A 15,987-nucleotide genomic window follows, 5' to 3' on the forward strand; every position below is an offset into this window, starting at 1 on the left:
CTCTCCTTATTAAAAATATTTAAGTTGCATCTTTATCAATCACTACATAACTCAAGTGATTTACCATATCATCTACTAAACCTTGAACTGTTTCAGCTTTGTGTACATTTTTGGAAAAATTCCAACTTATCCTTAGAACCCCGTTCTCTATGATCCCTAATACCTCGAACACATGTAATCTTTGTTGTCTTAGACTATTCATATTCCCATATGGTTCTTTTGCAGGTAAAACTAGTTGTTCATCCATTTCGTACTCATCTCTTTTATTCTCTTCTGAGTTTCCGAAAAAATTAAACAAAACTTGAGAAGAATGAGTGATTGACTCTCTTATATCTGTAAAATATCTCAACACTCCATAATCAATCCCATTATTTCTCAACGAACCGATGCGATTATTTAAAACATCCACTGTATTAGAATAAGTACAAACATCCGTTTTAGAAATAGCAAGCGGATATAGTACTGTGAACCATCCGACAGTTCTAGACAGATCTACATCGTCAAATAAATCTTCTCTTCCATGACTATCTATGTCGATAGTCAGCATGCTTTGCTTAGACCAATCCATGATGCTCTTATAAACAGCAGCAAGGATTAACTTATCTATGCCACAATTAAACATTGTTTTCGATTTAGCAATAAGTATACTAGTCAATTCTTTACTAAGACTAAGTTCAATAGAATCGGCAGTCTCACGTGTATTCTTCATATTATAAAAATCTTGAGGTAACGTACTATGAATTTCATCATTACTTAATAACCAATATTTACTTTGTTCTTGTAGCGCTGGATCCTCAGCCAATATTCTCAATTTTTCAATCCATGTTTTAAATGTAGTTGTCTTTTCCGGGAGTGATATTGGATAACCAAAATGAATACATTCAATTAATTTACTTAAATCTTCGTATATTATTCCACCGGATACCCAATCCGTGATTAAATGATGGACTACTAGTAAGAGTCTTTTTCCATGTTCATGATGAACAATTTGTACTGCTTTGATGAGACAATCCTTAAGATTTAATGATGCTTGTTCCCTAAAACCAATACGCTCTATTTCTTCAGTAAAATTAGAATTCACATCACATACTATTGTTTTTAACGGAATATCTTTGGAATGATCATAGTATTGCATGAATCCCGATTCTGTTTTTATGAATGTTAACTTTAAAGAATCATGTATCTTGGTTAAATTCAATAGAGCCTTCTCTATTGTTTCATCAGTAACAGCAGCTTTAATGTGAAGTAGCATGGAAAAGTTCCAATGATGAGCATCTACTAATTTTTGTTCAAAGAACCATTGCTGAATCGGCGACAATGGGAAAAGTCCGTCTAAATTCTCTTCAATTTTTTCAGCTTTTTGATGTTCTTCCGTTACATATTTTGACAATAAATACACACTAGGATGTTGGTAAAGTAGTCGCGGTGAAAAATGTAACCCCTTTTCTTTGCTGAGAGTAATTACTTTTAAAATTAATAGTGAATCACCCCCTACTTCAAAAAAGTTATCATGAATTCCAACATTTTTACCTAATACGTTTTTCCAAACATCTAATAATTTTTTCTGAATAATATTTTCTGGACCACTAAAGATTGATGACTCAAATACTTTTTCTGCCGGAGAAGGTAACTTCTTCCTGTCCACTTTTCCATTTGGCGTGTAAGGGAAAACATCCATTTCTATAAAGAATACAGGTATCATATAACTTGGAAGAGTGGCTGCAAGAGACTTACGTACCTCTATCAAATCTTGTTTTTCATCCCAATTTTCAGCCGTTACTATATAGGCAACCAATGTATCCTTTTCCAACTGATCCTTCTTTATTTCAACAATTGCATCTTTTATTTTTAAACAATTTTGTAGCGCTCCCTCTACCTCTCCTAATTCAATCCTATGTCCTCTTAATTTAACCTGAGTATCCATTCGATCCAAAAATTCTATATCTCCGCTCGGCAAATACCTGACACGATCTCCTGAACGATATAGACGATCCCCAGTTGTTTTATAAGGGTTTAAGATAAATTTCTCTTCTGTCTTTTTAACATCATCTAAATATCCCTTTGCAAGCCCAACTCCACCAATAAACAATTCGCCTGGAACTCCTACCGGAACTATTTTTAAATTTTTGTCCAAAATGAGGGTTTCATAATTAGCAATTGGTTTTCCAATCGGTATTAAATCCCCTTCCGTATATTTATGAACGGTTGCACAAACTGTAGTTTCTGATGGACCATAGGCATTCCAAAATTCCATCTTTCGGGACCATTTCTTAGCTAACTTTAGTGGACAACGTTCTCCTGCGACGATTACTTTCTTTAATGTATTTAGCTTTTCAGGTGATAGTGTTGCCAAGAACGAAGGAGGGAACGTTCCAAGTGTTACTCGATTACTATTCAAAAAAGTTGTAAAATCTTGTTCCATATCTCTTAACTCACTAGGCATTAAGCAAAGAGTTAATCCATTACATAAGGCCATATAAATTTCCCATACAGATGCATCGAAACTTATAGAAGCAAATTGAAGTATCCTCTCCTCTTTATCAAGAGAAAAAATTTCTTTTTGAGCTTGAACAAGATTACAAACACTTCCGTGTAACACTTCAACACCCTTAGGATCGCCTGTCGATCCTGATGTGAAAATTACATAGGCAGTATTCTTAACAGAAATATTCAATTTCGGATTATTAGCATTTTTATCTGGTGATAAAATTATGTGATTATAATCTATTTCCTTTAAAGGCAGTCCTAGTTGTATATCCTTATCTACTAAGATATAGTCAAGTTTCGATTTTTGCGCAATATACTGTAATCTTTGTTTTGGATAGGATGGGTCCAAACATACATAAGTTGCACCAGCCTTTAATATCCCTAACATACTTACAATCATATTTACTGATCGATCCATGGATATACCTACATAGGATCCTTTCCCTACATTTCTTTCGATTAAATAATTAGCGATCTTATTTGCCTCTTTATTAACCTGTTCGTAGCTAAAATCTTGTCCTCCTATGGATACTGCCGTTTTAGTCGGATGTTTAACAACCTGTTGCTCAAATAAATCCACTATTGTGGTGTCGAATTGGAAATCTACTTTGTTAGTGCCCCAATCCTTGAGAATCATATTTTTTTCCTTATCATCCAGAACACTCAATTCTTCTAGGCTTCGTTCTTGATATGAAGTCATTTGCCTTAATAAGTTAAGATAGTATTGAGCGTATTTATGAATTGTAGGCTCTTGGAAAAGATGATTATTAAATTCTATTACGATCTTGGTTTGTTCATTGTTAGATTCAATTATAAATAAGCTAAAATCAAATTTTGATTCATCATTGTTCAGCTTGACAGGTGTAGTAGTAATACCTTCGAAGCTTCCCTCTCTTCCAGGCGGTTGATACGTAAATGTGTTCTGAAAGAACGGATTCTTATTTAATTCTCTTTCCGGGCCTATGGCAGAAACAACTTTTTCAAAAGGAACATCTTGATTTTCAAGGCAATCTAAAAAAGTTTCTTTAACATTCTTTATGTAATTGCTTACTTTCTCATCAGGGTCAAAAATAGTTCTTATCGCAACAGTATTCACAAAAAGTCCCATTACATCTTCGAAACTCTTATTTGGTCGTCCTGTTACAGGCGAACCAACTACTATATCCTTTTTTCTTGTAAGTTTATACAATAAAATGTTAAAAGCCGCTAAATAGTACATATAGTGTGTTACCTCGTGGTCGACACAAGATTTTCCTATCTGTTCTGTAAGTAAATTCGGGATACTGAGTTCTATTACATTTTTGGTAGCACCCATTGAATTTATTCTTTTATCAGGATGAATTTCCACTAAAGGGGCATTTTTAAGTGTTTCTTCCCAATACTTTAACTTTTTCAACAGACGTCCTTCAGATTCTTCTTGCGACTCCCAATCAATAAAATCTTGATATTGGGCATTTAATAACGGTAGGGCAGTTCCACTCTCACCATACATATTGTAAAGAGTAATCAACTCGTTCCAAAAAATACCATTAGACCAACCATCTGTTATTATGTGATGAATATTAATGAAAAAAAAGTAAATATTGTTTTCAACCTTATATAACTTCATTCTAAATAAAGAGTTGTCAGATAGATTAAATGGAGTCTTTGCATCAGATTGTAATAAATCAATGCATACGCTCTCTCTTATTGTAGAATTTACATGTTCTAAACCAATTTCCTCCAAAAACTGATACTGATAACTCTGGATCTTCTGAAAAGGCTCTCCATTCATTTCCCAATATCTTGTCCTTAAAATTGAATGCCTTTTCAACAGAACATTTACACATTCTTCTAATCTTTTCACATCAAGATTACCTTCTAACTTTAAACATTCCGGAACGTTATACGAACTTGATTCTGGATTAAGTTTTTGAAGAAACCATAATCTCTTTTGTGCCCATGATAAGTTAGTTCTAGATAATTCTGTTTTTGGATTTAATTTCTTTACACTACTTTGATTATTTTTTAGAAGCTCTAGTTTACCCTTAAGTAAGTCTGTTTTACTTTGATTAAGGTAATTCCCCAAATCAATTCCTCCCTTTAATGTTTTTATTTGATATGACAAGCAAAAAAATAAATCTTTTTAATATCCCTTCTGACAAGTATTATGTAAGGCATATAGAAAGAAGGGTAAGGCAACCAAATCCGTTTGAAAAGAAGTAAAAATAAGGTTATTTAGAGATTTTATTTTGCTACTTTTTCGTGATAAAAAGTTAGCAATCAGCACACAAGAAATATATACCAAATATAGTTTTTATTACATATATTTTCATGAACGTTAAACTTTCTTTCTTGAAAGTTTATTTCTTAATTTCTTCTTTATATTGATTTTCAAAACAGCTCTACAGTTTCTTCTTAACCAAAAAATATAATTTACTTAGAGTAAATTATTAATAAATTAAGGCTCTTTTTTAACTTTAATAAATTATTTCTAATTTAAAATTGATTTCACATTGCTTATTCTCTATGAGAAAAAACCTATACTTTAAATGTTTAGAATAGGCGAATTTTATAAATTCAGCTAAATCAATTTTTCTAGAATTGAACTTCCAATATAAAATAAGTCAATTCATTAATTCGCTCTCTTCAGAATTAATGTTTTTATTTGAATCAACTTTAAATTTAAAAAACGACGTTTATGAAAAAAAATACGACGTTTAGGAATGAGCGATAAAATATAAATTGCAATATGGTAAATTCAAGTAGGTTAGATTAATGAGGTGATATAAATGCAGTTTTCAGCTTATGAAGAAAAACTTATAAATAAATTAATAACAGACTCAATGGATGAAAAAGAGCAAACAAAGTTAAAGTTTGGGTTTTATATTGTAGCAGATACCTTCAAAAAAGGACTATTTGTTTATATACTTGCAGCTATTTTGGGGGTTTTTTGGGAAGTTTTAATTGTCCATTTTAGTTTTTTATTCATACGACAAGTCACCTATGGTTGGCATAGTCCTACACATAAAGGATGTATTTTAGGGAGTATTGCATTATTTGTACTTCTCCCTTATACAATAAGTCTAGTTAATCTTCCAACATCTTTTATTTATAACAGCGGCTTAATATTAATTATTTCAATTTATATATTAGGACCAATTGGAACACAAGTAAATCCAATTTATAGGAAGAAAAAAATACTTTTAAAATATATTCTTCTTATAAGATTATGCTTAATACTAATTTTAATGTGTTTTATTCCTATAGGAGTATTTAAATATATACTAATTGGTCTAACTATACAATTCACAACATTACTTATTCAATTTTTTAAAAATGGGAGGATTTGAATGATTAATTTTTTCTGCAATTTTATACGTAATATATTTTTACTTTTTGGTGATTTAGGTATTTCCCAAATGTGCTTTGGCTATCTTCATGAAGTAGCAGTTCCAGAGGAATTGGAAAAAGAAGAAGTTTGAATTTTACAAAAAAATAAACCCCCTCCTTTAATACTATATGATATATTAAAGGGGGATTTTTTTATGTTAGATGTATGGAATATTAGTCTTATTTATTTACCTATACAGTATGTTTTATTAATCGGATCTTTTCATTACTTAGCGAATATACGACCTAAATGTAAAATATTTGTGTCAAGTTTGTTATTGGTCTTCATTCCATCAGTCATTTTATATAAAATCACATTCTGGACCGGGATTATTTACCTATTACTTGGCTTGACCCTCTTCTTTTCATTCTATAAACAAAAAAAAGCATGGTTGCTTTATTGGGGTATAGTTATTATTGTTGCTATTATTTCAGATCATTTAGCTACAACCATTATTTTCAGTCTGTCATTTAAGGAGATATCATTTCAATTGTTTTCTAGAACACTAATGTTTATCTCTATACATATTCTTTTTATTTACATAATTTCTTTACTAATGAAGAGATTAGAATCCATACTTTCAGTAAAAGTAAGATGGATAATTACAATAAGCATACTATGTACAATAGGGGTTTGCTATTTTAATATTTTTCGTGTCTTTAAGGATGCTACTATTGAAACATTAAGATTAAATACCATTTTTTTAACGATATATTTCATACTTTTGCTTATCTTAACCGGTGTGATAATTCGAATTCATTTAAGCAAGTATGAGTTAAAGATGAAGGACAAAGAACACGAAAACTTTAAAATCTATGTACAATCTTTAGAAAAAGTAAATAAAGATATGCAAAAGTTTCGACATGATTATTTAAATGTTTTATTAGGCATGAAAGGTTATCTAGCCGCTAATGATTGGAAAGGGTTAGAGACTTACTTTAATCAAGGGATTTTAAAGTTCGAATTCAAAACATTAGAGAATAATAAAATTTTAGGAAATTTAAAAAATATTCAAGATCCTGCATTAAAAGGATTGCTCTTTAATAAGGCAAGTTGTGCTATTGAGCATAACTTACAAATTTCAATAGAGGTTCAAAATCCGTTAAAGATGACTGCTAATCAAATCGATTTAACCCGAATTTTAGGTATTCTAATTGATAATGCAATTGAAAATTGTCTTGAAGATCAGCCAAAAATTATTCAAATTGCAATCATAAAGCAAACAAATTCGACCATTTTTGTTATACGAAATAAAATAAAAGAAAAATTCATTGATATTAATAAAATTTTTAATGAGGGTTACTCAACAAAAGAAAAAGGACAAGGCTTAGGACTAAGTACAGTAAAAAAAATAGTAGATACCTCGCCAGATATGTTATTAAACACCTGGGTAGATGATAATTGGTTTAATATGGAGTTGTTTGTAAAAGGAGAGAAATTATGAAGGTAGCTATTTGTGAAGATAATGCTGTATTTGCCAAACAATTAGAATGCTATATTAACAATTATGCCTTTATAGAAGAAAATAGTATACAAATTGCCTTAAATACTACATCCCCAAGAGAATTAGAAACATTTATTGAAAAAAATAATGTAGATTGTTTCTATTTAGATATTGATTTAGGATTAGATATTACAGGATTAGATTTAGCAAAAATAATTCGAAAAAAACAACCTTTAGCAAGTATAATTTTTATTACAACACATAATGAAATGTTGCATTTAACATTTAAATACCAAGTAGAAGCACTCGATTTTATTATCAAAGATGAGGAAAATGATTTACATCTAGCTACTATTGAATCATTAAAGGCCGCTTTTAATAAATATAAAAACATTGGTGAGCACCCCAACACCCATTATTACCAAATCAAAATAGGGGAGTATGTTAAAAACATAGAATTAGATGATATTTTGTATTTTACAGTATCAGATGTCGCTCACAAAGTGATTTTAACAACAACACAAGGATTATTTGAGTTTTATCAATCATTAAATGAAATTGAAAAAGATTTTGATGAATTATTTTTTCGCTGTCATCGTAGTTACTTAATCAATTTGAATAATGTAAAAGAAGCACATTGGAAGTCAAAAATTGTAGTAATGCAAAACGGAGATAACTGTCCTCTTTCATATAGAAAAGTAAAACGTTTAAAGGAAATTCTAGGGTAGTATTGTATACTCTCTTCTATACATCTAACTATTCTCAGATTTCACTAGACAAAAAAGATAGAATATAGTAGTTCTAGTTGATTCATTTTTATTTCAAATTTCTTACTTATTTAAACAGTCTTTACCAAAATTATCTTGTAGTAGAAGCACTAACTCTCGACCTCTCAGATCACCGTATTATGATTCTATACGGTGGTTCTACAAAGTTTGTGGGTCCTATTAAACCTTCCCAGATAATTCACACTCAACGTACATAGAGAAGCCTCTTGTACGATAACTCTAAAACTAATAGGATGTGCTTCTCTATGTATTTTGAAACATCTCTAAATATTAGACTCAATTAAAACTCCCCCCTACCTTTGTACTTTAACATAGTAGATACACCAGGATTACGACAAATCAAAAAAGTAGCGGTTTAATCGCTATAGCTAACTTCCCTAATAACCTTAAACCGCATATCCCCATAAATAGCTACAACAATTTTAATATTTTTATCCTTCGTACTGTCATTATAGTACTTACATTTCCCGACAAAATTATTGACTTATTAGATTATCATCAGGATGGTTATTAGTTGGATAAAATTTATTTTTTTCCAACATTACCTGATTATAATTTACTTTTTATGCTGATTATAAAAAATAGAATAGTTTCTATACATTTTGAGGGGAGGATTTCTATGAGTCCTGAAAAAGATATTTCACGTCGTGATTTTTTAAAAACAACAGGGATCGCAGCAGGCACATTAGTCGGCGGTGGATTAATAGGTGGTCTTGTAGGCTACAACATGCCAGGTAAAGGAACTGCCACGCTTGAGCATGGTCAGCACGGAACTGCTACCGAAGAGACTGGCTCGCCAAAAGCTAAAATGTTTTTTATGAATCAAAGAGATTTTAATACTTTAACAAATGCAACTGAGCGTATTTTCCCTGAGGATGATTTAGGTCCAGGAGCAAAGGGCTTAGATGTGCCTTACTTTATCGATCATCAGCTAGCAGGGCAATACGGAAGTAATTCTAAAGAATATATGCATGGACCATTTGGAGAGGGCGCTCCAACACAAGGTTATCAGAGTCGTTTAACACGTGCAGAAATTTTTAAGCAAGGTGTTCAAAAGCTGGACTCGGAAGCACAGAATCGCTACAAAAAAAGCTTTAATGATTTAGATGGCAAGCAAATGGATGAAATTTTAACGGCCTTCCAGAAAGGTGACGTGCAAATGAGTGGTGTCACATCTGCTTTCTTCTTTACTTTATTACGCGCAGCAACATTAGAGGGTGCTTATTCTGACCCTATATATGGTGGGAATCGCAATATGGATGGCTGGCGTATGAAAGGCTTCCCTGGTCATCAAATGACGTATATTACTCAAATCGAAGATCCGAAATTCCAAAAAATTGAGCCTAATTCATTAGGCAGCCACTAAATATACGGGGGTGTAGAAAATGGCAACAACATTACCATCTGTAGACGTTGTAACGGTCGGTGTAGGATGGACTGGCGGCATTGTCGCTGCAGAGTGCTCAAAGGCTGGCTTGAAGGTCGTTGGTTTGGAACGTGGACAAAAGCGTGGCACAGAGGATTTCCAGGCTATCCACGACGAGTATCGTTACGCCATTCGTTACGATATAATGCAAAATCTTTCAAAGGAAACGATAACCTTCCGCAATAATCGCAACATGAAAGCATTGCCTATGCGTCAGCTTGGTTCTTTTTTACTCGGTGAAGGGCTTGGAGGGGCTGGTACCCACTGGAATGGCATGACTTATCGTTTCTTACCATATGATTTCCAAATCAAGACACTAACAGACAAACATTATGGACCTAATAAGCTTGGACCTGATTATTTATTACAAGATTGGGGATTAACATACGATGAGCTCGAGCCCTATTTCGATAAGTTCGAAAAAACAACAGGTATTTCTGGTGATGACAAAAATCCATTTAGCGGCAAACGTTCAAATCCTTATCCTACTGGGCCTATGAAAATGACACCCATGCTTGAAAAATTTGAAAAGGCAGCAAAAAACCTTAAACTATCACCTTACATGGTTCCTTCTGCAAACGTATCAGAAGTTTATAAGAACCCTGATGGTGAAACAATTAATGCTTGTCAATATTGCGGTTTCTGTGAACGCTTCGGTTGTGAATATGGTGCCAAATCATCTGCTGAAATTACTGTTGTTCCTACTGCATTAAAAACAGGTAACTTCGACTTACGCTATAACGCTAACGTTGTCGAAATCTTAAAAAAGGGCAATAAAGTGACTGGCGTCAAATACGTCGATACGGTAGCTGGTGAAGAATTTATTCAACCCGCGAATGTAGTTGTACTTACAAGTTATGTCTTTAATAATGCGAAGTTATTAATGGTTTCTAAAATCGGAGAACGATATGATCCCGCTACAGGAAAAGGAACACTAGGAAGAAACTATTGCTATCAGATACTCCCTGGAGCTGTAGGGTTCTTTGATGAGCAATTCAACACATTTATGGGTGCAGGTTCTCTCGGCGTAAGCTTAGATGATTATAATGGCGATAATTTCGACCATAGTGACTTAGATTTTATTCATGGTGGAAATATAGCTTTGACACAAACAGGGACTCGCCCTATCGGCTCAAATCCAACGCCTCCTGATACACCGGCATGGGGGCCAGAGTTTAAAATGCAATCGATTTATTACTATACACGCTCATTCGGTATTGGTGCACAAGGTGCTTCGATGCCACATAAAGAAAATTATTTGTCTCTTGATTCTGTATATAAGGATGTTTACGGCTTACCTTTAATGCAGTTAACATACAACTTTACAGATCAAGATCGTGCACTTCATAAATACATTTCAGCACGTGCAGCTGACATTATGAAAGAAATGGGTGCCAAAACCGTTGTTCCAAACGCTGAAATTACTGATTACAATATCGTACCGTATCAAACAACACATAATACAGGCGGGACAGTTATGAGCTTAAAACCGGAGGATGGCGTCGTCAATAATTATCTTCAGCATTGGGATGTAGAAAATCTTTTTGCCGTAAGTGCCGGAAGCTTTGCTCACAATAGCGGCTATAACCCTACAGGTACTTTAGGGGCACTAGCTTATCGCTGCGCAGAGGGTGTTGTAAAGTATAGTAAATCAAGTGGTTCTTTAGTGTAAAAGCAATTGATAAGGCTAGATATTTTATAAAAGGAGGCAAGACTTATGGGAGGTCTTGGAGCAATTGGAGTACCTGGTTTAATCATCATTTTAGTGATTGTCTTAATCGTGTTTGGTCCAAAAAAATTGCCAGAAATCGGCGGTGCAGTAGGTAAAACATTTGCAGAATTTAAAAAGTCTACGAAGGGGCTTATCGATGACGATGACGAACCTACAAAAAAGGTCGAAAAAAAATCTGATGCTTCGTAGGAGGGTTTCCTATGGATCCATATGAGGACGGAAAAAGAAAATATTTAAGCCCTCTTGATAAGAAAGCAGCAGAGCCTCCCACATCTGTGGAGGCTTTTGTTGAAGTTCCAATAATAGAGACAATCGAACAGGATATTGTAGCGGATCAACCGCTTTTTCCTGTGACATCATTGCTTGAACATATTACAGAACTACGAAAGCAAATTATTAAAGGGCTAATCGTATTTATCCTATTTTTTATAATTGTGTTCTCCACCATTAATATTTGGTTTCCTTTTGTAACTCGGGGCCATTCACTAATCATTTTAGGTCCGTTAGAGGTCATCAAGTTTTACATGACCATTTCCACAACGCTAGCTTTTGGGCTTTCCATGCCATTTCTAGTTCATTTTTTGTGGAGCTTCGTAAAGCCAGGGTTAAAGGAAGAAGAAAGTCGTTTTCTTGGTCTTTATGCACCTATAATGCTTGTACTCTTTTTACTAGGCGTAGCTTTCGGTTATTTTATTGTAAATCCGCTCAGCTACTCATTTTTAGTAAGCGTGGGAGCGACTAATTTTGATGTCATGATATCCGCAAGTGAATATATGCATTTTTTAGTTATGACAACCATACCACTTGGACTACTCTTTGAGTTACCTATAGTAGCTCTCTTTTTATCATCCATCGGTGTATTAACAGCTGAATCCATGAAAAAAATACGAGGCTGGTCTTATATCGCGATGGGGGTCGGTTCTGCTGTCATGACACCACCTGATTTTATTAGCCAACTACTCGTATTAATACCAATGATTATTTTATATGAGCTAAGTATTTTCCTTGTTAAACGTATTGAACGAAAGCAAATTGAAAGCACTGCGTAGCATTCACGCAGTGCTTATTTTTTCTTTAAATCCATCACAATAATTTCCGGAAGATTAAAAATGCGATATGGTACAGTGCTATTGCCTAATCCTCGGCTGACGACCATCCTAGTCTTTCCGTCTTCGTAGACACCAGCTGTATATTTTGGAAATAGCCCCTGCCCTGGTGCAACAAGTCCTCCAAGTCCAGGAATACGAACTTGCCCACCATGTGCATGTCCTGAAAACACCAAATCTATACCCTGATTTACATACGTATTAAACACTTCTGGTCGATGCGCCAATAACAGCTTTAGCATATCATCCGGAAGACCGGCTGTTGCAATCTCCAACATTTCTTCCGTCGATCTACCCATTAACGGATCTTCGATACCAATAATCGCCAAGCGCTCCCCGTTGCGCTCTAGCACGGTCGATTGATTGGTCATTACATGTACACCTAACGATGAGAGCGCCTCATAAATTTCACTTACCTTATTTGTCGCTACCTCATGGTTTCCTAGTACATAATAAACATCCGCTACTTCAACTAGCCCTCGAACTGCCTGTAGGCTTTGCTCCAAATCATAGCGATTGCTATCAATCACATCACCTGTGATAAAAATATAATCTGGATTTGTCGCTTTAACCGTTGCTATCAGTCTCTGTTGATTGTCACCAAAGAGGGCATCATGTAAATCTGATACTTGTACTATGCGAAGCCCATCAAAGCTGGCAGGCACTTTTTCTGATTCGAATACATGCTTATTTACAACCAGCCAGTGATTGTTTACGTACAAAAAAACGACTATAAAAACAAGAAAGAAAACTACGTATAATAATTTTTTCAATCGCAATCGCTCACTTTGTGGCTACTTTTTCAGAAAAATCTCTGACTCTTCTATTATAAGCGTAAAACGTTCGAATTGTAAGTCAATGCTCTGAAAATCCACAGATTGCACAAAAAGAATAACGCAAAATTATTCTCATTGAGTTACTCTTCTATTCGTTACTTTGGCTCTTCTTTCCATCGTTTCAGCCTTTCCATCCGTCATTTCGACTCTTCTTTCCGTCGCTTCAGTTTTTCTATCCGTCATTTCGACTCTTCTTTCCATCCTTTCAGCCTTTCCATCCGTCATTTCGACTCTTCTTTCCGTCGCTTCGGCTTTATCCGTCACTTTTACTCCTTTATCCATTGCCTTGACTCTCCTTTCCGTCACCTCGGCCCCTCATTCCATCGCTTCGACCCTTCTATCTGCCTACTAATTTATAGAGATACCAAAAAAAACGCATTTAGATACTCCTATAAGGAGGTCTAAATGCGTTACCTTGTTTATAAAACTTTTTCTAAGAAATCTTTCGCACGCTGTGTAGACGGAGCTGTAAAAAACGCCTTTGGTGATGCATCCTCAATTAACTTTCCGCCATCAAGGAATAGTATTCGGTCCGCTACCTCACGAGCAAAGCCCATCTCATGCGTTACGATTAACATGGTCATCCCAGTATCCGCAAGATTTTTCATAACAGCCAATACCTCTTTTACCATCTCAGGATCAAGAGCTGAGGTTGGTTCGTCAAATAAAATTACTTTTGGATCCATGGCAAGCGCTCGAGCAATGGCAACACGCTGCTTTTGACCTCCAGACAAACGGTTTGGATATTCATTGCGCTTTTCAAAAAGACCTACCTTCGTTAATAAATCTTCTGCCTTTTTGATAGCAGCTGTCTTGTCCATACCCTTAACATTGATCGGTGCGTATGTTAAATTTTCAAGTACTGTTTTATGAGGGAAAAGATGAAAATGTTGAAATACCATACCGACTTCTTCACGGATCTTCATAATATCTGTCCCTTTATCCGTCAGGACGTCACCAGCAATTGTAATTTTTCCGCTCGTTGGCTCCTCCAACAAATTTAAACAACGTAAGAATGTTGATTTACCAGATCCTGACGGGCCAATAATAGCAATTACTTCTTTTTCTTTAATTTCTGTTGAAATACCCTTTAGTACTTCATTTTGTCCATATGATTTGTGTAAATCTTCAATTTTAATCACTTTTTCTCATTCCTTTCTCAATTCGTTTACCAAGGAACGTTAATACAAGCGTCATAATGTAGTAGATTACACCTGCAAATAGTAAAGGCTCGAGATAGCGATATGTTGCGCCACCTACAATATATGCTCGACGCATAATATCAAGTGCACTAATAACTGTTACAACGGCTGTTTCTTTATTTAATGTAATAAACTCATTCACTAAAGATGGTAATATATTTTTTACGGCTTGTGGGATAATAATATCCTTCATCATTTTTGCATATGGAATACCTAGTGCCTGTGCCGCTTCCATCTGACCTTTATCAACCGCATTAATACCACCGCGAATGATTTCAGAAATATAAGCACCTGAGTTTAACCCGAATGCAATAATAGCCGTTGGTACTGGATCAATTTGAATATCTAATAACTGTGGCACTGCATAGTAAATAATCATTAATTGTAATACGAGTGGTGTACCACGGAAAATCGATGTATAAAAATCTGCAATCCAGCGCAAGACATTCACTTTACCAATTTTGCACAATGCTAGTAATATACCAATTATAAAACCGATGATTGACGCACCGATTGCGATTTGAAGTGTAACACCTATTCCTTTTAATATATAAGGAATAGAGGGAATGATAGCTGTAAAATCTAAATTCACAGCGTCCCCTCCTTTCTCATTCTTTTTTTAGGAAATGAAAAGCGCAAGCGATAGCCCTGAATAGAGCTATCGCATTTCAACTAGCTTATTGAACTTTTTCTAACCATTTCTCTTCTAGCTCTTTAATTTTACCTTCATCAGCTAATTCTTTTAATGCTTTGTTAATTTTATCTTTAAGATCGCTACCTTCTGGAACAGCGATTGCTTTAAAATCTTCAGGTTGCTTTTCAACTGGGAACGCTTCTAGTTGATCATTTGTTTTCAAATAACCTTTCGCTACTCCACCTTCTACAATCCCGGCATCTAAACGTTTAGACATCATGTCTTGGATAATTTCAGGAATTCGTGTACGTCCTTCAACTGTTGCATCTACGTCTTTAGCAATAGTATTACCTAAATTTTCTTGGATAGAAGCTGTTTGTACACCGATCTTTTTACCAGCTAAGTCAGCCTCTTTTTTAATACCACTATCTTTTTTTACAATGATCACTTGCTCTGTTTGATTATATTTATCCGAGAAGTCTACAACTTTTTCACGTTCTTTGTTCGGTGACATTCCAGAAATAACAACATCAACTTTACCTGCTTGTAGAGCTGGCACTAGACTGTTGAAGTCCATATCTTGAAGTTGTATTTCTACACCAAGTTTTTCACCAACTAATTTAATTAAATCGATATCAAAACCGATCATTTCTTCACCTTTTGCTACGTCAATATACTCGAATGGTGCATAATCAGCTGAAGTACCTACTTTTAATACTTGCTTTTCTTCTGTGCCTTTGTCTGCATTTGAACTTGCATTATTCGCTTTATCTTCTTTTGTGCCACATGCCGCTAGTACACCAATGACTAGAACGAGCATTAGCATGAAAAATTTGTTCTTCATATTCAATGATCTCCTTTTATTTATGTTTTATTGTTTATGAGAATCTAGTTCTCGAAAATAGCTAAATGGATATTTATTCACTTTTAAGAATAAAAAATCTATCTGCTAATTAAGA

At 34.4% G+C, this 15,987-nt stretch carries 14 protein-coding genes; 8 read left to right on the forward strand and 6 right to left on the reverse strand.

From position 1 onward, the window contains the following. Positions 1-19 precede the first annotated feature (19 nt). Positions 20-4,555, reverse strand: coding sequence for an amino acid adenylation domain-containing protein (locus tag ACB089_RS23870; protein WP_374964213.1), 4,536 nt, complete (start codon positions 4,553-4,555; stop codon positions 20-22). Between the two features lie 703 nt (positions 4,556-5,258). On the opposite strand from ACB089_RS23870, the gene ACB089_RS23875 reads away from it, so the two are divergent. From ACB089_RS23875 to tatC, 8 genes are all read left to right on the forward strand, one after another. Beyond that, positions 5,259-5,819 carry an accessory gene regulator B family protein gene (locus ACB089_RS23875; protein WP_374964214.1) on the forward strand — a complete coding sequence of 187 codons (561 nt, stop codon included), beginning with the start codon at positions 5,259-5,261 and terminating at the stop codon, positions 5,817-5,819. After that, on the forward strand, positions 5,820-5,951 hold the full coding sequence (locus tag ACB089_RS23880) for a cyclic lactone autoinducer peptide (RefSeq protein ID WP_374964215.1): 132 nt from the start codon (positions 5,820-5,822) through the stop codon (positions 5,949-5,951). Positions 5,952-6,014: 63 nt separating this feature from the next. Then, positions 6,015-7,304: a sensor histidine kinase gene (locus ACB089_RS23885; protein WP_374964216.1), complete on the forward strand. Its 1,290-nt coding sequence runs from the start codon at positions 6,015-6,017 to the stop codon at positions 7,302-7,304. Beyond that, positions 7,301-8,032: a LytR/AlgR family response regulator transcription factor gene (locus ACB089_RS23890; protein WP_374964217.1), complete on the forward strand. Its 732-nt coding sequence runs from the start codon at positions 7,301-7,303 to the stop codon at positions 8,030-8,032. The genes ACB089_RS23885 and ACB089_RS23890 overlap by 4 nt, the downstream gene beginning before the upstream one ends. 679 nt (positions 8,033-8,711) lie before the next feature. Continuing rightward, positions 8,712-9,458, forward strand: coding sequence for a gluconate 2-dehydrogenase subunit 3 family protein (locus ACB089_RS23895; protein WP_374964218.1), 747 nt, complete (start codon positions 8,712-8,714; stop codon positions 9,456-9,458). Positions 9,459-9,477: 19 nt separating this feature from the next. Then, positions 9,478-11,190 carry a GMC family oxidoreductase gene (locus tag ACB089_RS23900; RefSeq protein WP_374964219.1) on the forward strand — a complete coding sequence of 571 codons (1,713 nt, stop codon included), beginning with the start codon at positions 9,478-9,480 and terminating at the stop codon, positions 11,188-11,190. 45 nt (positions 11,191-11,235) lie between these two features. After that, positions 11,236-11,439, forward strand: coding sequence for a twin-arginine translocase TatA/TatE family subunit (gene tatA / locus ACB089_RS23905; protein WP_068986118.1), 204 nt, complete (start codon positions 11,236-11,238; stop codon positions 11,437-11,439). 11 nt (positions 11,440-11,450) lie between these two features. Beyond that, the gene (gene tatC, locus ACB089_RS23910; RefSeq protein WP_374964220.1) at positions 11,451-12,299 is read left to right on the forward strand and encodes a twin-arginine translocase subunit TatC; all 849 of its coding nucleotides are present in this window, start codon (positions 11,451-11,453) and stop codon (positions 12,297-12,299) included. A gap of 14 nt (positions 12,300-12,313) precedes the next feature. On the opposite strand, the gene ACB089_RS23915 is transcribed toward tatC, so the two are convergent. The 5 genes from ACB089_RS23915 to ACB089_RS23935 all read right to left on the reverse strand — a co-directional run bounded on the left by ACB089_RS23915 (position 12,314) and on the right by ACB089_RS23935 (position 15,872). After that, entirely contained in the window at positions 12,314-13,129 is an 816-nt protein-coding gene (locus tag ACB089_RS23915) for a metallophosphoesterase (RefSeq protein ID WP_374964221.1), read from the reverse strand. 135 nt (positions 13,130-13,264) lie between these two features. Continuing rightward, positions 13,265-13,474 carry a hypothetical protein gene (locus tag ACB089_RS23920; RefSeq protein ID WP_374964222.1) on the reverse strand — a complete coding sequence of 70 codons (210 nt, stop codon included), beginning with the start codon at positions 13,472-13,474 and terminating at the stop codon, positions 13,265-13,267. 137 nt (positions 13,475-13,611) lie between these two features. Beyond that, entirely contained in the window at positions 13,612-14,334 is a 723-nt protein-coding gene (locus ACB089_RS23925) for an amino acid ABC transporter ATP-binding protein (RefSeq protein ID WP_374964223.1), read from the reverse strand. Then, positions 14,327-14,986, reverse strand: a complete 660-nt coding sequence (locus tag ACB089_RS23930) for an amino acid ABC transporter permease (protein ID WP_374964224.1) — start codon at positions 14,984-14,986, stop codon at positions 14,327-14,329. The genes ACB089_RS23925 and ACB089_RS23930 overlap by 8 nt, the downstream gene beginning before the upstream one ends. Before the next feature lie 85 nt (positions 14,987-15,071). Then, on the reverse strand, positions 15,072-15,872 hold the full coding sequence (locus ACB089_RS23935) for a transporter substrate-binding domain-containing protein (RefSeq protein ID WP_374964225.1): 801 nt from the start codon (positions 15,870-15,872) through the stop codon (positions 15,072-15,074). Positions 15,873-15,987: the final 115 nt, after the last annotated feature.

Source organism: Lysinibacillus sp. RS10 (assembly GCF_041956855.1).
GTDB lineage: Bacteria > Bacillota > Bacilli > Bacillales_A > Planococcaceae > Lysinibacillus > Lysinibacillus xylanilyticus_A.